A 24,263-nucleotide genomic window follows, 5' to 3' on the forward strand; every position below is an offset into this window, starting at 1 on the left:
GCTTCCTCAGAAATACCATGGTTTCCTAAACAATTAAAAGATCACTTGGTACATTAGTCAAATGGCTTTTTGGTGAATTTCCCTTTTTACTAGCTTCCTATTTAGCTAATGGCTTTTACCATGCCCTGGATGAGTCGCACCCAGGCGATCGCTTGAAGCGGCAGATCGCTAGGGCTGGGGCGTAGGTAGGGGTAGAGCTTCTATCCGACATTCCGCAGGTTGACGAAATGGATATTTAGGGCAGTTAGGATAAGCTCAGGGCACGCATTGGGATCGCGCGTTGAAGATAGAGAACCTGGATCACTTAGGCTTAGTCGCCGCGCTTGTGGATGAGATCGGGATGGTAGACCTCGCCGACGAGCTGCTCGGCAAGCATAGCTTGAACCACATCAGCCCAGGGCAAGTGCTGAAAGCGATGATTCTCAATGGGTTGGGGTTTGTCAGCGCGCCGTTGTACCTAGTCAGCGAGTTTTTCGAAGGCAAACCCGTAGAGCACCTGTTGGGGCCTGGCATCACAGCGGCGCATCTCAACGATGACCGCCTGGGGCGAGTGTTGGATCGCCTGTTTGAGTACGGCACGACGCTGTTTTTTCTGAAGGTGGCGATGCAGGCGGTTCAGCGCTTTGGGGTCAGCGTTAGTCAGGGGCACCTGGACTCAACCTCCTTTGCTCTCGACGGCGAGTACCCGTCTGCGAACGGGTCTAAGAGTGTTCCAACAAATAAAACATCCATTTACTAAGCGGACTGTGGGGTGATTTCGACGAACCACTTATCTAACCCTGGTAAACGACGGAACTGCTTTTCCAGGTCTGCCATCGCTGATTGGGTCAGCTTAACGCCGGTTTCATAGGGTTGGGTCACGAGACTGACGGTAGGGCGGTTGCCCTTGAAGGTCAAGGATTCAGCGAACCGTACCACCGTCTCGATGGAGTTCAATAAACTGCCTCGCCAATGCTGCTCCAACCACCCAAAGGTGCGCTCTACAGGATTGTATTTGCTGTGATAGGGCGGGTAGTAATATCAAGTCCGCTTAATGAACCACACTTAGCATTGAAACGCCTTCCACCAGTGGAACTGAGTCAAGCCCGAGATGAAATCGGTGAGGTTTAGGAGTTGTACACAGCGCTGCTCCACCCGTTCCAAGAGGTCATCTAAGGTCTCAAACACCCGGTTCGCTAAAGCTTCATTGAGGATAGGCCAGAGTCGCTCTGCCGGTTGCATATGCGGGGAGTACGGTGGCAGAAAGGCCAGGTGTAGACCTTCGGGTACGACCACCTGCTCTGAGGTGTGCCACCCAGCTTGATCCATGACCAGCACGACTCGGTGCTTGGGGCCAATGCCAAAGTGTTCGGCAAAATCAGCCAAGGCCCGATTAAACAGGTCGATAGTGACTCGAGGCAACAGCCACCAGTAGGTTTGTCCGCTGCGAGGATGGACAAAGCCATAGAGCCAAAACCAGTCATAGCGACAGTGGACGGGAGCACTGAGCGATCCAAGCCAGTTATCGACCCACACCCGACGCAGGATGGGATGGAGCCCCAAGCGATGTTCGTCCATGGCCCATAGCTGCACGTCGGCGTCGGGATGGGCCATTTTGATTTCCGTCAGTTGAGCGTGCAGATTTTTTTTCCCACACCCACTGCTCCTCTTCGGTGGCGGCGTGCTGATGCTCAGGTCGAGGTACCTTGAGAGAGAACTCCATCTGTTTGAGAATCTCCCACCCCCGTTGGCGATGAACCGAACGGCCTAGGTGCTCACTGAGCCAGTCGGCCACCTTGCGTCCATTCCAAAAGCCGCCATCCGGAGGCTCCTCTTGCAAGGCTTGGTACAGTAAGGCTTGCATTTCATCTTCAAGAATGACTTGCCCATTGCCCTGATTGTGCTGCCGTTGGTCGCCAAGCGCCGCCGGGCCTTGACGGTTATAGCTTCTAACGATTTCATAAATCCAGGCTCGGCTGTAGCCGGTCATCTCAGAGACCTCAGCGGTACTCTTGCCCGATTGCAATAGCCAGATCAGCTGATAATGCCCTCGTTCAATCCCGCTCTTAGCCGATTTATAACGCTGTTCGAGTTCCTCGGTGCTCAAATATGATGCCAGGGTAAGACGACGTCCCATCACCCTTATCCTCGTCTTTCAACCCTACTATTCTAAGGTCGATTAGCCGGACTTGATATAAGCGAGTTGAATGGTAATCTGCTCGCGTTGAGCGAGCGCCACCAACCGGTGCATGAATTGCGTCCGTCGAGAGTTGTTTTCGGGGCCATTATCCGCGTTAATCACCCAACGACGAATGTGGGGGAACTGAGCTTTAACCTGCTGCCACCAGTCCTCTAATCGGTCGACGATGCAGTCTGCGGTCAGTTTTGACGTCACTAACGCCAATGAAAGTTGGTTGTATTGGGGCAGAAAAATGCCAAACGGGGTCACGGTGGCGGTGGGCTTAAAATCGTGGTCAGCCGCTCGAGAGCTAACCCGACTTTTTCCCCCCTCGGTCATAGTCGCCGACCTTGACCGTCGCTTTGGCATCAATGGAGAGCCGCAGGGTGTGGGCATCAGCATCGGCGGCTTGGTTGACCCGATTCACTTCGCTAAAAATCGCCTCGGTTTCAGCAATCACCTTTTGAGGCTTGGTCTTAGCAACCCGCTTCAGGCGATAGCCCAACTGATTTAATCGCTGGCGGATCACTTCGTCACTCGGTAGCTCAGCATCGCTATAGCCTTTTTGCGCCATCAACTGGCGGCGCACCTCAGGCGCACTCAGACGGGTGTACAGCCGCTGACTGGTGAGCGTTGGGTCAGCTTGGGTTTGAGGCTCGACAATCGCCTGAATATCAGACAGCAATTGGGGCAGTTTAGCTTCTACGGGCTTGCGACCCCGCTGAGCAAAGGCATCCTCAATTGGGCCGTGGTTCAGTTCAAAAAGGCCTTTTCGAACCGTGCCCCGATTCCAGCCCAACTCCCGTTCGGCTTTCACGGCCCCGCCGCGACCCAGCGATTGAACCACTTGCGCCATAAACTGTCGGCGCTCTGTTCCTTTCAGTCGGGTTGCAGTGTCTTTCAATAACGCCTTGAGGCTATCGGTTAACACTAGAGGGGCATCATCCATCATCTAAGTGGGAGAACAGCACAGGTCTTGCCTAATCTAATGGATGATCATTTACATGGGCTACTCTAACGTAGCGTCAGAGACCGATTCCGAGGCCCCCCAGGCGATTGAGATTTGTCGGGGCTATTCGAGAGACCATCGCCCCGACTTGAAGCAGTTTTTGGTCAATTTGATTTGTACGGCCGAAGGTGGCATTCCGGTGTGGTTTAAGGTCGGCAGCGGTAATGAGACTGACAGTCAGACCTTTGCGGGGCTGATGGCAGCGTTTGCTGAGCAATGGGAGACGCCTGCGCTGATGGTGGCTGATGCAGCGTTTTATAGCGAACCTAACCTCCAGGCAGTAGGGAGTTTGCCGTGGTTGAGCCGGGTGCCTGTGACCCTCAAGGCTGCTCAAACCCTGGTCGATAGTAGCGTTGACTCCTTGATGGAGATGCCCTGTGAGCTGGAGGGCTATCGGCTATGGGAGCAACGGCAGACCTACGGCGGGGTGGAGCAGCGCTGGATTCTGGTGGAAAGCCCACACCGTCGTGAGTCGGACGATTGGCTAAAGCCCCTCGAAAAGGAGAAAAAGGGGCTGCAACGGCAGTTGCAACAGCTGTGCAGCCAGACCTTTGCCTGTAAGCCCGATGCCATGGAGGCGCTGATGCGCTTTCAGGACACCCTCACCGGCTACAAGCTCACTCAAGTCGCGCTGGTGCCGGTTGCCGCCAAGCACCCCCCCGGCCGGCCCAAGCGCGCTAACCCGTCAGAGCCAGCCACGATAGGGTATCAGTGGCAAGCGACCCTGGAGCGCACCGCTGAGTACGAGGCCCAGTGCCGACAGCGCCATCGTCGTTTCATCCTGGCGACCAATGTCCTGGACGCGCAGGCCTATCCTGCCGAACGGCTGCTGCGCGAGTACAAGGAGCAGCAGCAGGTCGAGCGCGGCTTTCGTTTCCTCAAAGACCCCCTCTTCTTCACCAGTAGTGTCTTTGTCAAAAAGCCCCAACGGGTCGAAGCTCTCGCCCTCGTGATGGCCTTGACTCTGCTGGTCTACAGCCTCGGTCAGCGCCAGCTCAGAGCCCAATTGGCTCAAGCGGGTGAAACGGTGCTTGACCAAAAGAAACGCCCGACGTCCATCCCAACCTTTCGCTGGATTTTGCAGACGTTCCAGGCGATTCACCTCGTTTCGATAAACGCAGGTCAGCAGGTCAGCAACCTATCTGAGGAACGACGCAACATCATCCGTCTCATGGGCTTCCCGGCCTGCCGCTACTATCTCCTAAATTAAGTCCTGTCAACCTGCGGAATGTCGGCTATAACGGCCAAGGCTGGGCCTGAATGCCTGCCCACTCGCTTAACTCGTTGCAGAGCCATTCAATTTCCCGACGAGTACTGTAGACGATAATCATTTGATCATTAGATGAGAAGTTCAAGTTGATTCGATAGCTGGTTCGGTTCGCCGCGCCAGCAGAAATTCCCATTAGTTCTCCTTGGAGAATTACAATTTTTTCCCCACCTTTTAGCCGGTCGAAAGTAACAAAGACTGTCCTATCTTTTTTTTGAAATGCAATATTAGCACTAGTATTATTGAATGAACCTCTAACGTTCATCAAGAACACATCAAGCACTTTCCTTGGGCTTGACCCTTTGAGCACTATAACTATAAGAATTGGGAGAATTGGAAGAAATGGAAGAAATGGAAGAACCGCAGTAAGCAACATAAGAAACAAAGTAAACAGAAAATCTATAAAAAACATTGCAAACGTTATTAAGGCTAGTGCTAGATAAGTCCAGAACAGTAAGTTGTCATTCACGCCTGGAAAGGTATATAGAATTTGATTTAGTGGTACTCTTAGTTGAAGAGTGGTTTGAGTTGCCTTCAGGGAAATAGAGGAGGAGGAGGGACGTGTTGTTGTACCTAAGAAAAGTTTCTGTACGGTTAAGGTCACTTTTGGCTCTTGACGAGGCTTGAGAAAATGTAGCCTTGCGTCTTGTGCTGATGCCGATCTTTTGGCTAGGCTTGGGTTTGTTAGCCACTCAATCCAACTGATGAAAGGCTCGCTGAGGGTTGTCAAATGCTTAAATTCGACGTGTAAATCGTTCTGAGTCAAATCAGCAGGATGTTGACCTGTCGCCAAATAAATTAAAGTCATACCGACACCATACAAATCGGATGCGGGTAACGATCGGCCACCAAATTGTTCGGGTGGCATATAACCATAGGTGCCAACCACTGTTACCGTGCCACCATGAGCGGCTGTTTGTGCCGAGCCAAAATCAATCAGATAAACGTTACCAAGACTATTGCCACTACGGTTTTTGAGCAACACATTGCTCGGTTTAATATCACGATGAATGACAGGCGGCTGAAGTCGATGAAAGTACTCCAAGATGTCTATTAAGTCTTTAGCAATTGCCGTTAATTCTGCTTCACTAAACCTGCGTCCGTCCTGTATCCATTGTTGAAGTGAGCGTGCCTCAATGTAACTTTGTACCAGCGCAAAACCCTTGCAAAACTCGGTTTTAATCTCAAAAAAATCAAGGTGTTGGGGTATTGCTGGGTGATTAAGAGCTTTGAGGGTTTCTGCCTCTCGTTCAAATAATTTCAAATCCTCCCAGGTAAAATCTGGGCTAAACAGTAAGAGTTTAATGACAACAGGCAATTGGTTTTTTAAATCGTGCGCCAGAAGCGTTTGCCGTCCAGGCTTGCGACCCAGCAGTGCTTGAATTTGATAGCGATCGTACAAGATTTGATTGACGAACGGACTGTCAGCACTGCCATCGAACTCGACCATTGGTAAACCTTTTTGAGGTGATTGAAGTAGATCAATGTCAGCGGTTACTCAAACCTTACCCACTCAAAAAGGTTGCCTCCAAGGCATTTTTTGAATACCTGTCCACTTGCTTAACTCACTGCTGAGCCATTCAATTTCCCGATGAACGCCTTCGATGGTAATCATTTGATCATTATCTGGAAAGTACAAGCCGAGTTGATATCTGAAATAAAAATTATTGTTGGTCTGGATCGGTTCGTCATTAGAAATGCCTATCAGTCTTCCTTGACAAATTACAGTTTTTTCCACACCTTTTAGCAGGTTGAGAGTGACAACAACTTCCCTATCTTTTTTTTGAAATGTAACATTAGCACTAGTATTGGGTAAACCTCTAGCATTTTCAAAGCGATTGCCAAGCGCTTTCGCTAGTCTTGGAACTTGAAATGTAGGTAATATCTTAGAAAAAGATATCAGAAAGCCTACAACCAGAAACGGCAAAGCAAGACAAAATTTGCTGATAGGTGTTTCAAAGAAAGGCAGTGAGACTAGTTCTAGATAAGCGGGGAACATCAGGAGGACTAGTGGTAGATAAGCCCAAAACTGCATGATGTCATTCATACCCGGAAAGAAATATCGAATTTGCGTTAATGGTACTTTTAGTTGAAGAGTGGTTTGAGTTATCTCCAGGGAAATAGAGGAGGAGGGATGTGTTGTTATACCCAAGTGTTTTGTTTGTCTGATCAATGCCGCTTTTGGCTCTTGGCGAGGCTTAAGAAAGTGTAGCCTTGCGTCTTGTGCTGTTGCCGGTCTTTTGGTTATGCTTGGGTCTGTTAGCCACTCAATCCAACTGATGAAAGGTCCGCTGAGGGTTGTCAAGTGCTTAAATTCGACGTGTAAATCGTTCTGAGTCAAATCAGCAGGATGTTGACCTGTCGCCAAATAAATTAAGGTCATACCGACACCATACAAATCGGATGCGGGTAACGATCGGCCACCAAATTGTTCGGGTGGCATATAACCATAGGTGCCAACTACTGTTACCGTGCCACCATGAGCGGCTGTTTGTGCCGAACCAAAATCAATCAGATAAATCTCACCAGGACTATTGCCACTACGGTTTTTGAGCAACACATTGCTCGGCTTAATATCACGATGAATGACAGGCGGCTGAAGGCGATGAAGGTACTCCAAGATGTCTATTAAGGCTTTGACAATTGCCATTAATTCTGCTTCGCTAAACCTGCATCCGTCCTGTATCCATTGTTGAAGTGAGCGAGCCTCAATGTAACTTTGCACCAGCGCAAAACCCTTGCCAAACTCAATTTTCACCTCAAAAAAATCAAGGTACTGGGGTATCGCTGGATGAGCAAGAGCTTTTAGGATTTCTGCCTCGCGCTCAAATAATTTCAAATCCTCCCAGGTAAAATCTGGGCTAAATAGTAAGAGTTTAATGACAACAGGCAATTGGTTTTGTAAATCGAGGGCCAAAAACGTTTGCCGTCCAGGTTTGCGACCTAGGAGTGCTTGAATTTGATAGCGATCCTGCAAGATTTGGTTTACAAACGGACTGTCAGTACTGCCATCGAACTCGGCCATTGGTAAACCTTTTTGAGCTGAACACTACGGATGCCTTTGGCATCTTTGCATCAAAGGTACCCAACTTCATGGGGCTCACCCCCGAGATCAGCAATCAATATGCACGGTTGATCGCGAACGCTGTCATCTACTACAACCCTGCCATTCTGTCGCGCCTACTCACCAAGTACGAGGTCAGTGGGAATGCGAAAGCATCAGGGAGGGCGGCGTGGGTTGAGTAGTTGCCTGCGCGCGCAGCTATCCAGCCAACACAAAGAAACTAAATGAGCCAAAATCGCAGCTTCACTACTTTGGGCCCTATCCCGTGGGCAATCAGACACACCTCTGGCTACACTTGGCCAGCAGTACACCTGGGGGCTACAGCAGCGGTGAGCAATTTGCTATCACTAGCAATACAGATCACAGCACAGCACAGGCGCTCACCTCGACTACCGGGTTAAAAGAGTTGGCCAGCGGTGAATGGGTCAGGCATTATGCTGACGTGCTACATCTACCGCTCAACCCTAATGCCGCGATCGCGCAGTCTAGCCCCACTATTGACACGCCCGGCATGGTGGAGCTTATAAAAAGCTTTGAAGGATTCCATCCCAAAGCCTTAGTAGGACTGCCAGCAATGGCGCTAGAGTTTTGGTACCCGCATCCCTGACCAGTACAGCACCATCGACCAGGTCGCTGCAGCGTGAGCTACTGGCTTACCTGGAGCGAAACTGCCTACCCGCAACGCGCCCTTGGGACTTGCCGATCCCTAGTCTGCTGCCCTAGCCAGCTTCTGCTATAACGTCCAAGACTTGGCCTGGATGCCTGCCCAATCGCTTAACCCATTGCAGAGCCATTCGATTTCCTGACGATCGCCATCGACGACAATCATTTGGTCATCAGATAGGAATTTTAAGCTGAGCCGATAGCGGGTCAAGGTCTCCGCGTCAACAGAAATACCTACTAGTCTGTCTTGAAAAACTACAGGCGACTCCACACTTTCTAGCAGGTTAAGAGTAACAATAACTGCCCTATTCTTTTTTTGAAGTGTAATATTAGTACTAGTATTGGGTAAAACTCTAGCACTTGCAAAGCGATGACCCAGCGCTTCGCCTTGACTTGAAATTTGACGTCTAGGTTGTTGCATTAAAAACGTTATCCTAGAACCTACTAGTAAACCTAAAGCCAGAAACAATAATGTAACCCAAAACTTGTTGAAAGGTGTTGCAAAAAACGGCAGTGAGACTAGCTCTAGATAAGATAATAAAATCATTGAAGCTAGTGCTAAATAAGTCCATAATGCCTGATTTCTATTGCTATCTAAAGCTGTAAAGATATACTGGATTTGCCTTGATGGTACTTTTAGTTGGAGAGTGGTTTGAGTTGCTTTCACGAAAATAGAGGATGAGGATGGACGTGTTGTTGTCCCTAAGTGGTTTTTTTGTTTGGTCAATGCCGCTTTTGGCTCTTGATGAGGCTTGAGAAGGTGTAGCCTTGCGTCTTGTGCTGATTCCGGTCTTTTAGCTAGACTTGGGTTCGTTAGCCACTCGATCCAATCAATGAAAGACTCGCTGAGGGATGTCAAATGCTTAAATTCGACGTGTAAATCGTTCTGAGTCAAATCAGCAGGATGTTGACCTGTCGCCAAATAAATTAAAGTCATACCGACACCATACAAATCGGATGCGGGTAACGATCGGCCACCAAATTGTTCGGGTGGCATATAACCATAGGTGCCAACCACTGTTACCGTGCCACCATGAGCGGCTGTTTGTACCGAGCCAAAATCAATCAGATAAACCTCACCAGGGCTATTGCCGCTGCGGTTTTTGAGCAACACGTTGCTCGGCTTAATATCGCGGTGAATGATAGGCGGTTGAAGGCGGTAAAGATACTCCAAAATATCTAGCAAATCTTTAGCAATTGCCGTTAATTCTGCTTCACTAAATCTGCATCCGTCCTGTACCCATTGTTGGAGCGAGCGAGCCTCAATATAACTTTGTACCAGCGCAAAACCCTTGCCGAACTCGATTTCTACTTCAAAAAAATCAAGGTTTTGGGGTATCGATGGATGATCAAGAGCTTTAAGGGTTTCTGCTTCGCGCTCAAATAATTTCAAATCCTCCCAGGTAAAATCTGGGCTAAATAGTAAGAGTTTAATGACAACAGGCAATTGGTTTTGTAAATCGTGCGCCAAAAACGTTTGCCGTCCGGGTTTGCGACCTAGCATTGCTCGAATTTGATAGCGATCCTGCAAGATTTGGTTTACAAACGGACTGTCAGCACTGCCATCGAAATCGGCCATTGGTAAACCTTTTTGATCTCAACGATACGGATGCTGTTGGCATCTTTGCATCAAAGGTACCCAGCTTTATGGGGTTCACCCCTGAGATCAGCAATCAATGTGCACGGTTACCGAGAACTCTGTCACTTACTACAACCCCACCATTCTGTCGCGTCTACTCACCAAGTACGAGGTCAGTGGGGATGCAAAAGCATCAGGGCGGCGTGGGTTGAGTAGTTGCCTGCTCGCGCAACTAGCCGAACTGGCTTACCCCACCCCTATCGCCACAGGAGACCCTGCATAGCTGCGTGGTTATTGTCCAGCACTGGACAGATTTTGGAACGTTTCACGAAAGAGCTGCCGAGAGAGATTATGGTGCCACTCTGCGGCGCGGGCAACTAGCCTAGGCAATTCTACTATTCTTAAAGCTCTTCGTAGCCGAGAGTGCACGCCACAATTGTCGCCTGGTTCTTGCTTGTCGACATTGCACTCACTTAGGGACACTATGGACAACTTATGCCTAGAGATAGATGAATTCCTCCTGAGACTAATTATGCTAACAGCAGTAAAGGACTTTATAAAGTGTGAGTGCTGTGGCTTTTCATCAAAACTATTTAGGGATTGAGCAGCCTGCCGTTGGTCAACTGATTCGAGAGCTTCGGCAAACCTTAAAACTGACCCAGGAGAAGTTTGCGGCTCAACTTGGAGTCTCCTTTCCTACCATCAATCGTTGGGAAAACGGACATGCCACCCCTTCTCCCTTAGCACTCAGACAAATTGAAACTTTGCTGAACCAGTTAGTAGAGTCACCTAATGGAGCCCTACGGGAGCGCAGTCGGGCAATCCAAGGAAAATACTTGCCCTCAAGGATGCTAAAAGCATGAGGGCAGAGCAACATCAGGCGATGCCCGACAAGCCTTTTAAAGGCGGTGATGAGATAGAAACACTCCTGCGATCGCACGATTGGTCACAAACGCCTCTAGGGGCGATCGAAACCTGGACGGACAGCTTGAAAGCGGCAGCGCAAATTCTGTTGACTGAACTCAATCAAGCTCAAAACCCAGAACCGATGCTGGCTGCATCGGTTCTGCCATCACAGAATTGCACCCAAACAGCTACCTTACGCCAAGCGGCCCAATCCAATGCGTTTCGGGTCACCCTTGCCGAGGCACTGCGCCCGCTAACCGATGCTGATGAGATTCAAGCCACCGCTGCCCGGATTCTGGGCGAACACTTAGGGGCTAGCCGCGTCATCTATGCTGAAGTATTGCCGGGCGGCAAGGACGTAATTGTCCATAAAAACTATATAAATGGTGTTGCCGAGCTGAGCGGGCAATATTGTTTAGACGAGTTTGGACGTAATTTGACCGATGACCATCGAGCGGGGCGAACGGCGATCGTTCCCAATGTAGCGAACTCCCTCAGATATACAAACCGCGAAAAGGCCATGTATCGGGCGATCGATATTGCGGCACATCTCGATGTTCCCCTGATCAAAAAGGATCAATTCGTGGCGCTGCTGGCGGTTCATCAGGCAACCCCGCGGCAATGGACAGAGGGCGAGGTGAAATGGGTTGAAGAGACAGCAGAGCAGACCTGGGCAACGGTTGAACGTGCCCGTGCTGAAGCCGCGCTACGTAAATCTGAAGCGAAATATCGCACGGTGTTCGAGTCGATTGACGAAGGCTTTTGCACCATTGAAGTGCTCTTCGATGCCGATGGCAAGCCAGTTGATCACCAGATTTTGCAAGCGAATCCTGCCTTCAAGCGGCAATCTGGTATTGCTAACCTAGAAGGCAAAAGGGCAAGCGAACTGGTACCGGGGCAAGAACAGTATTGGAATGACCTTTACGCTCAAGTCATTCACACCGGTGAGTCCATCCGCACTGAAGAGCGAGCTGACGCGCTTGATCGCTGGTTCGACGTTTTGGTTTCACGGATCGGCGATGCCGCAATGCGTCAGGTAGCGATCGTATCGACTGATATCAGCGCTCGCAAACGAGCGGAAAATACGGTGCAACAAACCTCTGCTGAACTCGAACGACAAGTGCGAAAGTGGGACGCGATCGCCGCTACCGTCCCCGATTTTATTTATACCTTCGATTTGTCTGGACGATTCACTTACATTAGTCAAGCGTTACTCGACCTGTGGCAAAAAGCATCGGCTGAAGCACTGGGAAAAAACTTTTTTGAGTTAGATTACCCCGAAGATTTAGCGGCTCGATTGCAACATCAGATTCAGCAAGTGATCGAGACGCGCCAACCGCTTAAAGATGAAATGCCTTACACGAGCGCGATTGAAACCAGAGCCTACGAGTATATTTTTGCGCCAATGTTTGATGCGACTGGCGCAGTCGAGGCCGTCGCAGGAGTAACGCGAGATATCACCGATCGCAAACAGGCAGAAGCAGCGTTGCGGCAAACCTCAGCCGACCTCGAACGTCAAGTGCGAAAGTTTGATGCAACGCTTTCGACCCTCACTGAATTGATATTTAGCTTTGATCAAGATGGGCGGTTTCTTTACGTCAATCAAGAATTGCTCGACTTGTGGGGAATCACTGCAGCAGAGGCGATTGGCAAGACAATGGCTGAACTTGATTATCCCCCAGCCGTTGAGCAGCAAGTGCTGAACGATATGCGACGAGTCTTTAAGACCGGAGATACCGTTAAAAACGAAGCTGCCTACACTAATCCAGCCGGAGTCGAGGGCTACTTTGAATATATTTTGAGCCCAGTGTTTGCCGCCGATGACACCGTAGAATCTGTTGTCGGTTCATCTCGCGACACCAGCGAACGCAAACGGATGGAGATTGCTCTGCGGGAAAACGAGGAGCGTTTCCGCACTCTGGCAGATAATATGTCTCAATTCGCCTGGATGGCAGACGAGGCTGGTTGGATCTTCTGGTACAACCAGCGCTGGTTCGACTACACGGGAACGACCTTAGAGGAGATGCAGGGTTGGGGCTGGCAACAGGTGCATCATCCGGATCATGTCGATTGCGTGGTTGAGCATTTCCGCTACTGTCTTGAAACGGGTGAGCAATGGGAAGACACCTTTCCGCTCCGAAGCAGAGACGGAACCTATCGTTGGTTTCTGTCTCGTGCCATCCCGATCCGAGATGAGCAAGGACAGATTTTGCGCTGGTTTGGCACGAACACTGATATTACCGATCTCAAACAGGCAGAAGCCAACCTGCAAGAGAGTGAAGAACTGAAGCGACGCATTCTAGAAAGCAGTCAAGACTGCATCAAAGTTTTAACGTTAGAGGGACGACTTCTCTACCTAAATGTAGGCGGATTGGATCTCCTAGAAATTGACGATCCGGCCTCTGTTTTGAACAGCCAATGGCTCGATTTCTGGAAAAACGAAGACCGCCAAAGTGCAGAAGCCGCGCTTGCATCTGCCCAAGCAGGCAATGCCGGTCAACTTCAAGGCTGCTGCCCCACGGCAAAGGGCAACTTGAGGTGGTGGGATGTCATCGTCACTCCCATCCGAGATGCATCGGGAAGGGTTGCACAACTGTTATCAATCTCGCGCGACATCACAAAGCAAAAGCAAGCTGAATCAGAACAAGAGCACCTGCTAAAGCGAGAACAAGCGGCACGAGAAGAAGCAGAACGCGCCAACCGGATCAAAGACGAATTTTTGGCAGTGCTGTCCCACGAGTTGCGATCGCCCCTGAATCCAATTTTGGGCTGGACACAACTGCTGCGAAACGGTAAACTCGCCTCCTCCCGTCAAATGGATGCCTTAGCCACGATTGAGCGCAACGCCAAACTACAATCGCAACTAATTGAGGACTTGCTTGACGTTTCCCGCATCATGCAGGGCAAGCTCACTTTAACAGCCGCTCCAGTTAGTTTGGCATTTGTCATTGCTGCTGCCGTTGAAACCGTGAGGTTAGCGGCAGACGCGAAAAATATTCAAATCACACTTGATCTTGACCCAAACGTTGCTCCGGTCTCGGGCGATGCTGCTCGACTGCAACAAATAGTCTGGAACCTGCTCAGCAATGCGGTCAAGTTCACAGACAATGGTGGACAGGTAACGGTTCAACTACGGCAAGTCGCTGCCGCAGGCAGGGGAAATGCGGTGGCCCAAATTCGAGTTATCGATACGGGTAAAGGAATCAGCCCGCAATTTCTGCCCCATGTGTTTGAGTATTTTCGCCAAGAAGACGGCTCCACGACTCGCAAATTTGGCGGTCTGGGATTGGGACTAGCGATCGTGCGGCAAATTGCGGAATTGCACGGCGGTAAGGTCAACGCAGAGAGCAGCGGTGAGCATCAAGGTGCGACCTTCATCGTGCAGCTACCGGCTCTGCCTCAGGCACCGCCGATCCTTTTTGAACAAAACCAGCTTCAATCCGCTTCAGAAACACGCTTAGACAACGTGCAAATTTTGCTCGTTGAGGACGATGCCGATGCTCGTGAGTTTCAGGCTTTCCTGCTGGAGCAGCACGGGGCAACCGTAGCAGCCGTTGCTTCAGGTGTAGAAGCGCTGCAAACGTTAGAGCAGCTTATTCCAGATGTGATTGTCAGCGATATTGGCATGGCAGACATGGATGGCTACAGGCTAATGCAGCAGATTCGCTCGCGTCCACCCGCTCAGGGAGGGACGGTGCCAGCGATCGCGCTCACGGCTTATGCCGCCGAAATCGATCAAAAGAGAGCCCTCGAAGTTGGCTTTCAAACACACTTGACGAAACCGTTAGAGCCAGAACGATTCGTCAGCGAGATTGTAACCCTGCTCAAGCCCAAGCGAGTCTAGAGATGGTGCATTTTCACAAGCGGTGCCAATTCGGCTAGCTCGACCTTCTCCACTAACACCACCATCAACCCCAAGTGCTTCAGCTTCTCGATCTTTAACGCGCGTTCCCAATGCTAGCTGCACACTCTATTCAATCTTCATTTCGTTAAGCTGCAGAATGTCGGGTTAAGGGTATGGTGGCCTAAGCTAGTTGCCTGCGCGCGCAGCTCGCCGATCTGGCTTACGCTGATGCACCTAGAGGGTAATTGTCCTACGTGGTGTAGGACAAAGTTTGGAACGTTTCACGAAAGGGCTGCCGAGAGAGATTGTGATGCTGCTTTGTAGCATGGGGCAGCTACTCCAGGCCAATATGGCCTGATCAGGGCTACTCCCAAGCGCTGGAGCCGTGGGGAACAAACACTCCATTAGTGTAGTGAGTTCATTTTGATCTTTGAAATCTCGGAGGGCTCAAAATAGGGCGCTAAAGCAAGCTAAAGCTGAAATACCCTAGGCTGACGTTTTTTTGACCACCCCCAGCCGTATCATGCCCCTATTCTTAAGAAGTTCTCAACGGAACAATTGATGCGATTGGCAGAATTCATTCTTGGGAACATCGAGCCCATTCTCGTGGACTGGGAAGCGTTTGCACGTAGTCTCGCGCCTGGGATGAAGATGACTAAACTCGCCCTGCGTGACGACGCCGAGGGGATGTTGCGGGGGACGGCGCTGGACATGCAGACCGGCCAAAGCCTTGCCCAGCAGTCGAGCAAGTCTAAAGGCCACGGCGGCGCTGGTAGCGAGGAGAGCGACCCGCTCGACCATGCCTCGGTACTGCACGGCGCGGCCCGTGTGGGCTCGGGTTTTGACATTATGGAGGTCGTCTCTGAATACCGCGCCCTACGCGCCAGCGTGCTCCGCCTGTGGCGTTTGAGCTGCCCGCAGATCGACATCAACGACCTCGACGACATCACCCGATTCAACGAGTCGATCGATCAATCGCTCACCGCAGCCGTTGGCAGTTACACCGATCGCGTCGATCAGTCACGGCGCATGTTTCTGGCAATCCTCAGTCATGACCTACGCAACCCGCTGAACTGCATCAGCATGGCTACACAACTTGTCTTGCGCACTGCAAATCAAGACTCAGGCTCTGCCAAAACGCTGTCGATAATCGAGAAGAACACGGAGGTGGTCACACGGTTGATGGACGACCTGATTGACTTCGCCTCGACGGGGATAGGCAGCGCAATGCCGCTAACGCGCGATGCGGTCGATCTGGAAAAACTTTGTCGCAACGTCTTTGAAGGATTCTGCCTTGCCTACCCTCAGCGTACGCTGCGCTTTCACTCGGCTGACGACCTCATAGGCGACTGGGATGCGGCCCGGCTCCGCCAGGTCGTCTCCAACCTGATGGGTAACGCGATGCAGCACAGGTCAGCTGAGGAACCGGTAGAACTATCGGTCACCTCAGAAGGATCTACCGTGGTCTTGAGCGTACATAACCAAGGGTCGCCAATCCCGCCAGAGATGCTGGACACAATCTTCGATCCGCTCATGCGCCACATCATGCCAGAATCGACAGCGCAGCGCGTTCCGGGTAGCATCGGGCTGGGGTTGTACATTGTGCACGAAATTGTCGTTGCCCACGGAGGAACGGTAGAGGTCGCTTCGACGGCGGCAGAGGGCACAACGTTTACCGTCCGCCTACCGCAGCTACGTCCGGTTGAGGGCAATCGTCAGTAAGCCTAGGGTGCTGCTGCATCAAACGGCGTCAAATTCACGCGTTTTAACTTTGAACGGACAGAATGACACTGCTGGGAGGTAGCTGAGGTGACATCGATTAAGCCGAGTGCGCAAGGAGCTTAACCTGCTGAAGGCTTGTGGGTTGAGTAGTTGCCTGCACGCGCAACTACCCTTTCTGGCTTACCTTACACCTATGCCCATAGGAGGCCCTGACGTAGCTGCGTGGTAATTGTCCAGCGCAGTGTTGGACAAATTTTGGTACGTTGCACGAAAGATCTGCCGAGAGATTGTGCTGCTGCCCTGATGCGCGGATAATCATACATAGAATCACATTAGAGCAGCAGATTTAGCAAGAGATGTAACTGGGCTAGTCTTTAATCGAAGAGGTCAGCATCCGATATCCCATGCCCCGTATGGTCTCAATGCAATCGCTGTAGAGCTTCTTGCGCAAATAGCCCACATAGACATCCACAATGTTAGAACCCGGATCATAGTCATAGCCCCACACTAGGTCGAGCAATTGCTCTCGACTAAGCACCTGCCCGGCATGGCGCATGAAGGTTTCGGTCAGGATAAATTCTCGGGCTGACAGATCGACTAGTTTGCCTGAAACCTGCACTTGCCGGGTGAGCCGATCTAGCACAATGGGGCCGATGGTTAGAATGTTGTCGTTTGAGGTTCCTGCCGGTTGAATATTGCGCAGCCGGGCTTTGACCCTGGCCAGCAATTCTTCAAACCGAAAGGGCTTGGTGACGTAATCGTCGGCTCCGGCTTCGAACCCATTCACTTTGTCGTGGATGTCATCCCTTGCCGTAAGCACGATGATGGGCTGGCTAAAACCCTGTCCCCGTAGCTCATTCAACAGCACCATGCCGTCTTTATCAGGTAAGCCCAGGTCGAGAATCATCAGGTCAAAGTCGCCACTGAGGGCAAAGTCAGTAGCCTGAGCTGCGTTGACCGCATGGGTGGTAGTAAATCCGTTGGCCTGTAGCCCTTTGGCTAAAAATGAGACGATCCGGGGCTCGTCCTCCACAATTAAGATTCGGCTCACAATGGCAACTCTCGGGCTAGCTTGTCAGGTAGAGCCAGGGTAAAGGTAGACCCCTGGCCGGGTTGGCTGTTTAGATCAACCTTACCGCCATGGGCTTGGGCAATGGCCTGCACAATGGATAAGCCTAGGCCAGTGCCCTCTGGATGAGGTTTGCGGCTGTTGCCACGAACAAAGCGTTCAAAGATCCGCTGTTGGTCGGCGGGGTCAATGCCTTCACCGGTGTCTTTCACCCAGAGATAAACCTGTCCCTGGCGCAACGCTGATCCGAGGGCAATCGTATCCCCCGGTTCGGTGTGGTGGGTGGCGTTCTGTGCCAGATTGACGATTGCCTCCGTCAGGCGCTGGCGGTCGGCAATGAACTGGCCAGTTCCCAGGAAGTCAAGCCGCCAGCGACGATCCGCCAGTGCCGTGATTTTGGTGAAGAGTTCTTCTGTGAAGAGGGTCAGGTCAATTAACTCAGGAGTTAAGAAATCAGGACGTTCGGCTTTAGCCAACAGCATTAGCTCATTGATAAATCGGCTGATGCGATCCAGCTCATCTAGCACAATATCGAGGGTTTCTTGCTGCTCTTCAGGGGTAGAGCCCATCAGTTCTAGATGGCCTCGAATGATGGTGATGGGGGTGCGCAATTCGTGGCCAACATCGTTGAGGAGCTGCCGCTGGCTGTTGAAGATAGCTTCAATGCGATCCATCATGTCGTTGAAAGTGACGGCCAGTTCGGCAATGTCGCCGCTGCCGCGAACTGGAATACGCTCCGTCAGGTTTGATTCGCTGATAGATCTAGCGGTTTGACTGAGGAGTCGCAGGGGGGCCAGTACTTTACCAGCAGCAAGCCACGCCAGCAGAGATGCGATCGCCAGCACCATCAGCGATACCTGAGTGACAATCTGCACTGCCTCATCTACTTCATTCCGTGCTCTTGATGTCAGGTAGGCCACGACAAAAACGCCGCCGATTTGTCCGGTTGTCGAGTTCAGTTCAGATTCAGAATATAGCCGTACTGGTTCTGCCTGGTATAGCACCAGGCCCGAGGGCGTCATTTCGATCCCTTTGCTGGGCATGGTCAACCCTGCCCACCGTTGTACTAGGGGCGCATTGGGTTTGACGGCAGCTGGTAATGCTAGAGAACTGGCCCGGTAAAACTCTTCGTTGGCAATGGTGATTAAATACTCGCCATCTTCAGGAATATTCCGAGATAAAAAGACATCAAATATCGCTTCAATGTCGTCATTAAAAGGTTGTCCAGTGCCCGGATTGTTCCCACCTCTAAGCTGGCGAAATTCTTCAATTTCTTGCTGTAGAGACTGCTGAACCCGTTCCTCCAGTCTAGCAATCAAAATCTGTCGAACCACTAGTACTGAGGTGAAGCTAGAAAGAGACATCAGCACCAGGTACCAAATGAGAATGCGGGTACGGGCTGCTCCAAAAATTTGCCACCGTCGACTTGCTTTGAAGTCTGTAGAATTTAGTCTAACGATCCCATCCCTTGGCCCCATCGATTGTCCCTTTGAAGAGTTTGCAGCCAAAACTTAAGGTGAGTTTAGGCCAACACAAGTTTTTGCAGCCGGATTTCGCAGAGAATCAAAATTTCTTCAGTTAAATGGCGACGAGAAGGGATGCGGGTACTGATATGAATGTGACGAACTAAGCTCAGTACGTTGTAAAGCTCAATGGCCATAGGAAGTTGGTTTGGGTCAGCAGTAGGGTCAGCCGCACTGGAGGAAATCCAGGCTTGAATAAATGTATCTCTCAATGTGGCTACTTGAGCATCCATGGCCGCTGAATCGCCCATCTGCCGCAGGCTCTGCTCGGTGATGTGAGCCATGAAGTTGCCGATATCGAGGGCCGGATCTCCCTGGCAGCAGAGATCGAGGTCTACGAGCCAGAGACGGTGGTGGTCTACGAGAATTTGATCGGGGTAGAAGTCGCGGTGGATGAGGGTGGGCGGCTGGCTGGTTGGATAGAGTGTGGTGGCGAAGGTGTCGCAGTGCTGAAGGATGATTTCAATGCGCGATCGCCATTGGGGATGCTGGTCAGCTACCAGGGGAAGGCGATCGTGAAGGATGCGGAGTTCGTCGGCTAGGGTGTGGGCTTGGGTGGTAGGGATGGCGGTGTGATGAAGTTTGCGGGCCAAGGTAGCCATGCTACGGGCGAGGGGGATGCCAGCAGGCGTGGGCAGTATATCTGTAGCGGGAATGCCGGGGACTTTTCGCTGTAGCCACATCTGCCAGTCAAGGACGACGCCCAGGGGTTCGGGAACGGAGAAACCGTCAGGGCTATCGGCGGCAAAGCCTTGATTCCATAGGGCTTGCTGGACTTCGTAGCTCTTCCAGTCGGTGCCTTTGGCGCGAATTTTGCCCAGGAGGGTGAGGGGGCCATCTAGTGTGTCGATCTGGTACTCGATCAAAGCGCGTCGTCCAGGCTTGTGGCGAACCAGGGTGGAGGCCGTGACTGCACGCAGGTTAGGAAGGGTGGATTGCAGTTGCCCCTGAGCCTGGTGTGAGTCGAGGGCGTCCTGCAAAAAAGGAATCTTCGGATCTAGCGACGAATCTGGCATGGAAAAACCCCTATTCAAAGTGGGTGTTTTGTGGGGGCATTGGGCCAAACGTCCCCACAGCGTCCTCTCGAATTGCAGATTGCATTTTGAACAAAGCCGCGTAGGCCCCATTTCGTCGCATCAAGTCCTGGTGGGTGCCCTGTTCCAGCACCTGCCCCTGTTCGAGGTAGAGGATCTGATCGGCCTGAGTCGCCAAGTTGAGGTCGTGGGTGATGAGAAAAGTGGTGCGATTTTGAGCCAGTTTTCGCAGGGCATCTACCACGGCCTGCTCGTTGGCTTTGTCAAGGCCGGTGGTGGGTTCGTCGAGAATCAGGATGGGGGTGTGACGGATGGCGGCCCGTGCGATCGCAAGCCGCTGCCGCTGCCCACCGGACAGAGTTGCCCCCCGTTCCCCCACTACCGTGTCGTAACCCTGGGGCAAAGCGGTAATGAACTCGTGGGCATTGGCTGACCGGGCAGCCGCTTCAATGTCGGCATCGCTGACCCTGGCAATGCCGTAGGTGATGTTCTCCCGAATGGTGGCGGCAAATAGCAGGCTCTCTTGCAGTACGACGCTGATTTGGGGGCGCAGGCTATCTAGGGTGTAGTCGCGGATATCGCGCCCGTCGATCAGCACCCGTCCTTTTGTCGGATCGTAGAGCCGCAGTAGTAGGCTCATCAGGGTAGATTTACCGCTGCCGGAAGGCCCCACCACCGCCACCTGCTGTCCGGGGCGTACCGAGAGGGTGATGCCCTTCAACACCTCATGGCTTGGTTCGTAGCCGAAATGAAGAGTTTCCAACCGCACCGCTCCCTGGAAGATGGGAGCGGGTTGGGCATGGGGCAGGTCATCCACCTCTGGGGTTTGCTCCAGTACATTCAAAATACGCTCCCCGGAAGCGGCGGCTTTGGCCAGGCGGCCGGTGTATTTAGCAAAGTTTTGCACTGGCTTAAAGGCGTTCTTCAGATAGGTCATAAACACCAGCACATCTCCTGGGGTAAGGGCATCTTGAATCACCAGGTGGGCACCGTACCAGAGCACCAGGGCGGTTCCCAGGGCAATCAGCACATCCACAGTGCGCTCCAGGTTGGCAGCGAGACGTTTGGTTTCGACAGTGTCTTCCAGGCTGCGGCGGTTTTGCTGGGCAAAGATATCGGCAAAGGCATTTTCTAAAGACAGCGCCTGCACCAGCTTGATCGCCGCCAACGATTCTGCCGCTGTCGCCGCTACGGCTCCCTCCTGCTGTCGCTGCTGGTAGGAGGCGTGGCGAATCCGTTGGCTCAACCGGGTGGCTGTCAGCCAGAACAGAGGAAAGGTCACCAGGGAGAGCAGGGTCAGCTGCCAATCGAGCCAGACCATGACGATAACCATGCCGGTCAGGGTCAGAAGGCTGGACACCAGGGGTAGAGCGGCTGTCAGCAAAATTTCCTGTAATCGGCTGGCATCGCTGCTGACTCGGATAATTAAATCGCCGCTGCGAGCCTGGTGGTGATAGCCCAGGGAAAGCCGCTGCAGATGGCGGTAAATGCGATCGCGTACCCGCATCATCACCCGACTGCCCACGATCGCTAGGCTGACGGTACTCCAGTAGGCTGCGATCGCCCGCAGTCCAGTAATCGCGACCATGCTCGCGACTGCTACCGTCAACAGAAGCACCGGATCCAGGGCTTCTAGCGGGGGCCAGGGCACTCGACCACCCTGGGGCGACATCAGCACGTAGTCAAAGATGACCTTCAGGGGCCAGGGCTCCAGGACTCGCAGCCCCACTTCAGCCAGCAGCGCTATGCCAGAGACCAGCAGCAGCGGCCACTGGGGACGAATATCAGGCCAGAAATGACGCACAACGCGCCACAGCCCAGGAATCGCTTGTTGAATCGGAGCCGTTCGGTTCATCGTTTCACGTTCTCTTGGTAAACCATTCCCTTGGTGGAGGGGTGCCCCGAGGGCGGGGTGGGTTGCAGAGACTGGGCGCACCCACCCCTGCCCCTCCCAAGAGGGGCTTGCTCTGGCTCTGGGATTTGATTTTGGTGCTCAGGAGACCCCTGTCCAAAAGCCATGGCCAAAATTTGCTGTGCCACCTTCTCCCAGGTGTGATGGGCAAGGATGTGTTGCTGCCCCGCCTGTCCGAGTTGTTGCCGCAGTTCCGGAGACTGCCACAGCTCCTCTAGAGCAGCTGCCAACGCACCCTCATCCCCCGAAGGACACAGCCACCCGGTATGACGGTGGGTGACCAGATGGGACAACTGCCCAATATCGCTGACCACCACCGGCAACCCCGCCGCCATGTATTCCACTACCTTTAAAGGGGAAAAGTAGAAATCTAAATGGGTTGGATAGGGCGCGACGCCTACATCCATCGACGCTAGGAAAGCAGGAATCTGCTCAGGGGATACTGCTCCAGTCAAGTGGGCAAAGGGGAGCAAGCCTCTTTGCTCCAAATCGGTTTGCAGGGTATCTCGCTGGGGGCCATCTCCCACTATCAGTAGCCGAGCCTGAGGAACCCGTTGATGCAGTTTGGCGAAGGCGTTCACCAGATGGGAGAGCCCGTGCCAGGGCTTCAGAGAACCGATAAAGCCAATGGTGAAGGCATCTGAACCCTTGGGAATGGCAGGTTCTAGATCGGTGGTAAAGCGTTGGTGATTCACCCCGTTGGGAATAACCTGCACTTTATCGGCCATGCCCCAACGGCTCAGATAACCTTTGACTTCCTTAGATACGGCCACGATCCCCTGGGCAGCACGAAACACGCACTCAGCTACGCGTTCCGCCTGCTCCCGATGCACTAGGCCACGGTGCTCGGCCTGCTCTTCAATCAGAGGCGCATTGACTTCCAAAATGCCGGGAATTCCCGCAGTTTGGGCAAACTCCATGGCGCTGTAGCTCCAGAGAGAGTAGCGTTCATAAATCAGATCAAAGGGGCCACTGAGTTCTAGCTCAACCTGCAAATCGGGATTGATCGTGAGGGCAACCTGCTCCCTTAACCCCGCCTCTCCTTTGGGGATGGGGGGTAGGCGATGCACCTTTACGCCCGCCAGATCTGCCGGAGTTTGATCACCCCATCGCACAGCAAACAGCTCCACCGTTGCCCCTTGCTGTTGGAAGGCACGAATCACCTCTTGAACATGAATAGAACAGCCCTTCTGGCCAAACACAGGAATCCCCGGATCAGCGCAGATGTAGGCAATGTGCATCACTCTAGACCTCCTGTAGTGCGGGTGCGGCAGCGGTGGAAGGTTGAAAGCAATCTCTCAGCACGGCTGCATTGTGGGCAATGTCGAATTGAGTTTCGATCAGGTGTCGGGCCTGGGTAGCGATCGCGGTTTTCAGGTCTGGCTGAGTCAGCAGCGTTTGCAAAGCGTTTGCTAACCCCTCCACGTTTCGCTGAGCTACCAGCAGCCCCGTTTCTCCGTTTCGGATAATTTCGGGAATGCCGGTGACCTCGGTGGCCACGCAGGGAGTGCCCAGGGCCATGGCTTCAAGCAGGGCCGTGGGCAAACCATCCCGATTGCCATCAGTTCCAATCACGTAGGGGGCGGCAAACACGGCGGCTTGCTGCATCAAGGCAAACACGTCTCCCTGGGGACGGGGGCCGACGATGTCTACCCAATCATTGAGGTGAAGGGCAGTAATACGCGATCGCAGATCTTCCGCCATCGGCCCACTGCCTACAATCTGGCAGGTAAACTCACAGCCCCGCTGTTTCAGCAGTCCGCAGGCCTCAATTAGGTAGGTCAGCCCTTTCTTCTCCACCAGCCGACATACGGATAGGATGCGCGGTGCCCGCTGCACCGGGGGCTGGTAGTGCAGCTCACTTAAGTCCATACCGTTGTAGATGCGACGGACGTTCCTGGCATCTGGCCCAAACTGCTGCCGCAAATAAGCCACGTTATAATCGCTGACCGTCACCACCGTTGCCGCATCCCGCAGCTTTCGCCGCAAATCCTCCGGATCCACGTCATTGTGAAAAATGTCCTTGGCGTGGGCTGTAAAGCTGTAGGGCACATCGGCAAAGTGGGCGGCCAACCGGGCGACGCTGGTGGCGACGCTGCCAAAATGGGCGTGCAGATGGGTGATGCCCCGCTGCCGAATTTCCTGAGCTAACCAGGCCGCCTGATACACCACACTGGATCGCTCGCCTGCGGCATAGCCCAGCTTTGGCCATAAATCCGGCATCACGTTAGCCGCTTGTTGCAGTTCGGCCCAAAAGTAGGTGGCCGCATTGGGGGCCAGAGTGGCGATCGAAGCATTCATGCGCCCCTGGACAGGCTTTTTTAGGTAACTTACCGGCGCTCGCACTCGGGCAATTTTGTCCTGAAAATGGGTGTCTGCCGGGGGGCGCAGGGCGAAAATGTGTAGGTCTAAGCCTGCCGCCTCATGGGCCAGAATTTCATTGACGATGAAGGTCTCGGAGTAACGCGGGTAGCGTTTGACGATGTAGGCGATTTTGGGAGTAGTCATGGTTT

General features: G+C 52.6%; 16 protein-coding genes and 3 pseudogenes. 6 read left to right on the top strand and 13 right to left on the bottom strand.

The window, feature by feature from the left end; genetic code table 11:
- Window positions 1-280 precede the first annotated feature (280 nt).
- Window positions 281-730: pseudogene (locus tag RRF56_RS00565) on the top strand (DUF4277 domain-containing protein); the annotation flags it as partial.
- 5 nt (window positions 731-735) lie between these two features.
- Here the strand turns inward: RRF56_RS00565 and RRF56_RS00570 are convergent.
- The 4 genes and pseudogenes from RRF56_RS00570 to RRF56_RS00585 form a co-directional block, all read right to left on the bottom strand.
- A pseudogene (locus RRF56_RS00570) lies at window positions 736-1,005 on the bottom strand (ISAzo13-like element transposase-related protein); the annotation flags it as partial.
- A 39-nt stretch (window positions 1,006-1,044) separates the two neighbouring features.
- Window positions 1,045-2,116 (bottom strand): annotated as a pseudogene (locus RRF56_RS00575) (IS630 family transposase).
- Between the two features lie 42 nt (window positions 2,117-2,158).
- Entirely contained in the window at window positions 2,159-2,428 is a 270-nt protein-coding gene (locus RRF56_RS00580) for an ISAzo13-like element transposase-related protein (protein ID WP_410510477.1), read from the bottom strand.
- 40 nt (window positions 2,429-2,468) lie between these two features.
- Window positions 2,469-3,014 (bottom strand): ISAzo13-like element transposase-related protein, encoded by a 546-nt coding sequence (locus RRF56_RS00585; RefSeq protein WP_317033467.1) that lies wholly within the window; start codon window positions 3,012-3,014, stop codon window positions 2,469-2,471.
- A 148-nt stretch (window positions 3,015-3,162) separates the two neighbouring features.
- On the opposite strand from RRF56_RS00585, the gene RRF56_RS00590 reads away from it, so the two are divergent.
- Window positions 3,163-4,377, top strand: coding sequence for an IS1634 family transposase (locus RRF56_RS00590; protein ID WP_317033468.1), 1,215 nt, complete (start codon window positions 3,163-3,165; stop codon window positions 4,375-4,377).
- Between the two features lie 25 nt (window positions 4,378-4,402).
- Here the strand turns inward: RRF56_RS00590 and RRF56_RS00595 are convergent, their stop codons facing one another.
- Together RRF56_RS00595 and RRF56_RS00600 are read right to left on the bottom strand one after the other, a co-directional pair.
- Window positions 4,403-5,884: a serine/threonine-protein kinase gene (locus tag RRF56_RS00595; RefSeq protein WP_317033469.1), complete on the bottom strand. Its 1,482-nt coding sequence runs from the start codon at window positions 5,882-5,884 to the stop codon at window positions 4,403-4,405.
- Between the two features lie 63 nt (window positions 5,885-5,947).
- On the bottom strand, window positions 5,948-7,459 hold the full coding sequence (locus tag RRF56_RS00600; protein ID WP_317033470.1) for a serine/threonine-protein kinase: 1,512 nt from the start codon (window positions 7,457-7,459) through the stop codon (window positions 5,948-5,950).
- Window positions 7,460-7,763: 304 nt separating this feature from the next.
- On the opposite strand from RRF56_RS00600, the gene RRF56_RS00605 reads away from it, so the two are divergent.
- Entirely contained in the window at window positions 7,764-8,105 is a 342-nt protein-coding gene (locus RRF56_RS00605; protein WP_317033471.1) for a hypothetical protein, read from the top strand.
- A 126-nt stretch (window positions 8,106-8,231) separates the two neighbouring features.
- Here RRF56_RS00605 and RRF56_RS00610 read toward each other — a convergent pair whose 3' ends face one another.
- Complete coding sequence (locus RRF56_RS00610) at window positions 8,232-9,740, bottom strand: serine/threonine-protein kinase (protein WP_317033472.1); 1,509 nt, start codon at window positions 9,738-9,740, stop codon at window positions 8,232-8,234.
- Between the two features lie 572 nt (window positions 9,741-10,312).
- Here RRF56_RS00610 and RRF56_RS00615 point away from each other — a divergent pair.
- The 3 genes from RRF56_RS00615 (at window position 10,313) to RRF56_RS00625 (ending at window position 16,212) form a co-directional block, all read left to right on the top strand.
- Entirely contained in the window at window positions 10,313-10,603 is a 291-nt protein-coding gene (locus RRF56_RS00615; protein WP_317033473.1) for a helix-turn-helix transcriptional regulator, read from the top strand.
- Window positions 10,604-10,623: 20 nt separating this feature from the next.
- Entirely contained in the window at window positions 10,624-14,490 is a 3,867-nt protein-coding gene (locus RRF56_RS00620; protein WP_317033474.1) for a PAS domain S-box protein, read from the top strand.
- 561 nt (window positions 14,491-15,051) lie between these two features.
- Entirely contained in the window at window positions 15,052-16,212 is a 1,161-nt protein-coding gene (locus RRF56_RS00625) for a HAMP domain-containing sensor histidine kinase (protein WP_317033475.1), read from the top strand.
- A 367-nt stretch (window positions 16,213-16,579) separates the two neighbouring features.
- Here RRF56_RS00625 and RRF56_RS00630 read toward each other — a convergent pair whose 3' ends face one another.
- From RRF56_RS00630 to RRF56_RS00655, 6 genes are all read right to left on the bottom strand, one after another.
- Window positions 16,580-17,263, bottom strand: a complete 684-nt coding sequence (locus RRF56_RS00630) for a response regulator transcription factor (protein ID WP_317033476.1) — start codon at window positions 17,261-17,263, stop codon at window positions 16,580-16,582.
- On the bottom strand, window positions 17,260-18,615 hold the full coding sequence (locus RRF56_RS00635; protein WP_317033477.1) for a sensor histidine kinase: 1,356 nt from the start codon (window positions 18,613-18,615) through the stop codon (window positions 17,260-17,262). Before RRF56_RS00635 ends, RRF56_RS00630 begins: the two co-directional genes overlap by 4 nt.
- Window positions 18,616-18,803: 188 nt before the next feature.
- A complete protein-coding gene (locus tag RRF56_RS00640; protein ID WP_317033478.1) occupies window positions 18,804-19,820 on the bottom strand; it encodes an aminoglycoside phosphotransferase family protein in 1,017 nt (338 codons plus the stop codon).
- Between the two features lie 10 nt (window positions 19,821-19,830).
- Window positions 19,831-21,693, bottom strand: coding sequence for an ABC transporter ATP-binding protein (locus RRF56_RS00645; RefSeq protein WP_317033479.1), 1,863 nt, complete (start codon window positions 21,691-21,693; stop codon window positions 19,831-19,833).
- Complete coding sequence (locus RRF56_RS00650; protein ID WP_317033480.1) at window positions 21,690-22,991, bottom strand: glycosyltransferase family 4 protein; 1,302 nt, start codon at window positions 22,989-22,991, stop codon at window positions 21,690-21,692. Before RRF56_RS00650 ends, RRF56_RS00645 begins: the two co-directional genes overlap by 4 nt.
- Before the next feature lie 4 nt (window positions 22,992-22,995).
- Window positions 22,996-24,258: a glycosyltransferase family 4 protein gene (locus RRF56_RS00655; protein WP_317033481.1), complete on the bottom strand. Its 1,263-nt coding sequence runs from the start codon at window positions 24,256-24,258 to the stop codon at window positions 22,996-22,998.
- Between the last annotated feature and the right edge of the window lie 5 nt (window positions 24,259-24,263).

The organism is Nodosilinea sp. E11, from assembly GCF_032813545.1.
Classification (GTDB): Bacteria; Cyanobacteriota; Cyanobacteriia; order Phormidesmidales; family Phormidesmidaceae; genus Nodosilinea.

Excerpts from the sequence above, each read along its gene's own strand:
- RRF56_RS00585 (WP_317033467.1), bottom strand. The coding sequence starts at position 3,014 with ATGGCGCAAGTGGTTCAATCGCTGGGTCGCGGCGGGGCCGTGAAAGCC.
- RRF56_RS00590 (WP_317033468.1), top strand. The coding sequence starts at position 3,163 with ATGGGCTACTCTAACGTAGCGTCAGAGACCGATTCCGAGGCCCCCCAG.
- RRF56_RS00595 (WP_317033469.1), bottom strand. The coding sequence starts at position 5,884 with ATGGTCGAGTTCGATGGCAGTGCTGACAGTCCGTTCGTCAATCAAATC.
- RRF56_RS00600 (WP_317033470.1), bottom strand. The coding sequence starts at position 7,459 with ATGGCCGAGTTCGATGGCAGTACTGACAGTCCGTTTGTAAACCAAATC.
- RRF56_RS00610 (WP_317033472.1), bottom strand. The coding sequence starts at position 9,740 with ATGGCCGATTTCGATGGCAGTGCTGACAGTCCGTTTGTAAACCAAATC.
- RRF56_RS00620 (WP_317033474.1), top strand. The coding sequence starts at position 10,624 with ATGCCCGACAAGCCTTTTAAAGGCGGTGATGAGATAGAAACACTCCTG.
- RRF56_RS00625 (WP_317033475.1), top strand. The coding sequence starts at position 15,052 with ATGCGATTGGCAGAATTCATTCTTGGGAACATCGAGCCCATTCTCGTG.
- RRF56_RS00640 (WP_317033478.1), bottom strand. The coding sequence starts at position 19,820 with ATGCCAGATTCGTCGCTAGATCCGAAGATTCCTTTTTTGCAGGACGCC.
- RRF56_RS00645 (WP_317033479.1), bottom strand. The coding sequence starts at position 21,693 with ATGAACCGAACGGCTCCGATTCAACAAGCGATTCCTGGGCTGTGGCGC.
- RRF56_RS00650 (WP_317033480.1), bottom strand. The coding sequence starts at position 22,991 with ATGCACATTGCCTACATCTGCGCTGATCCGGGGATTCCTGTGTTTGGC.
- RRF56_RS00655 (WP_317033481.1), bottom strand. The coding sequence starts at position 24,258 with ATGACTACTCCCAAAATCGCCTACATCGTCAAACGCTACCCGCGTTAC.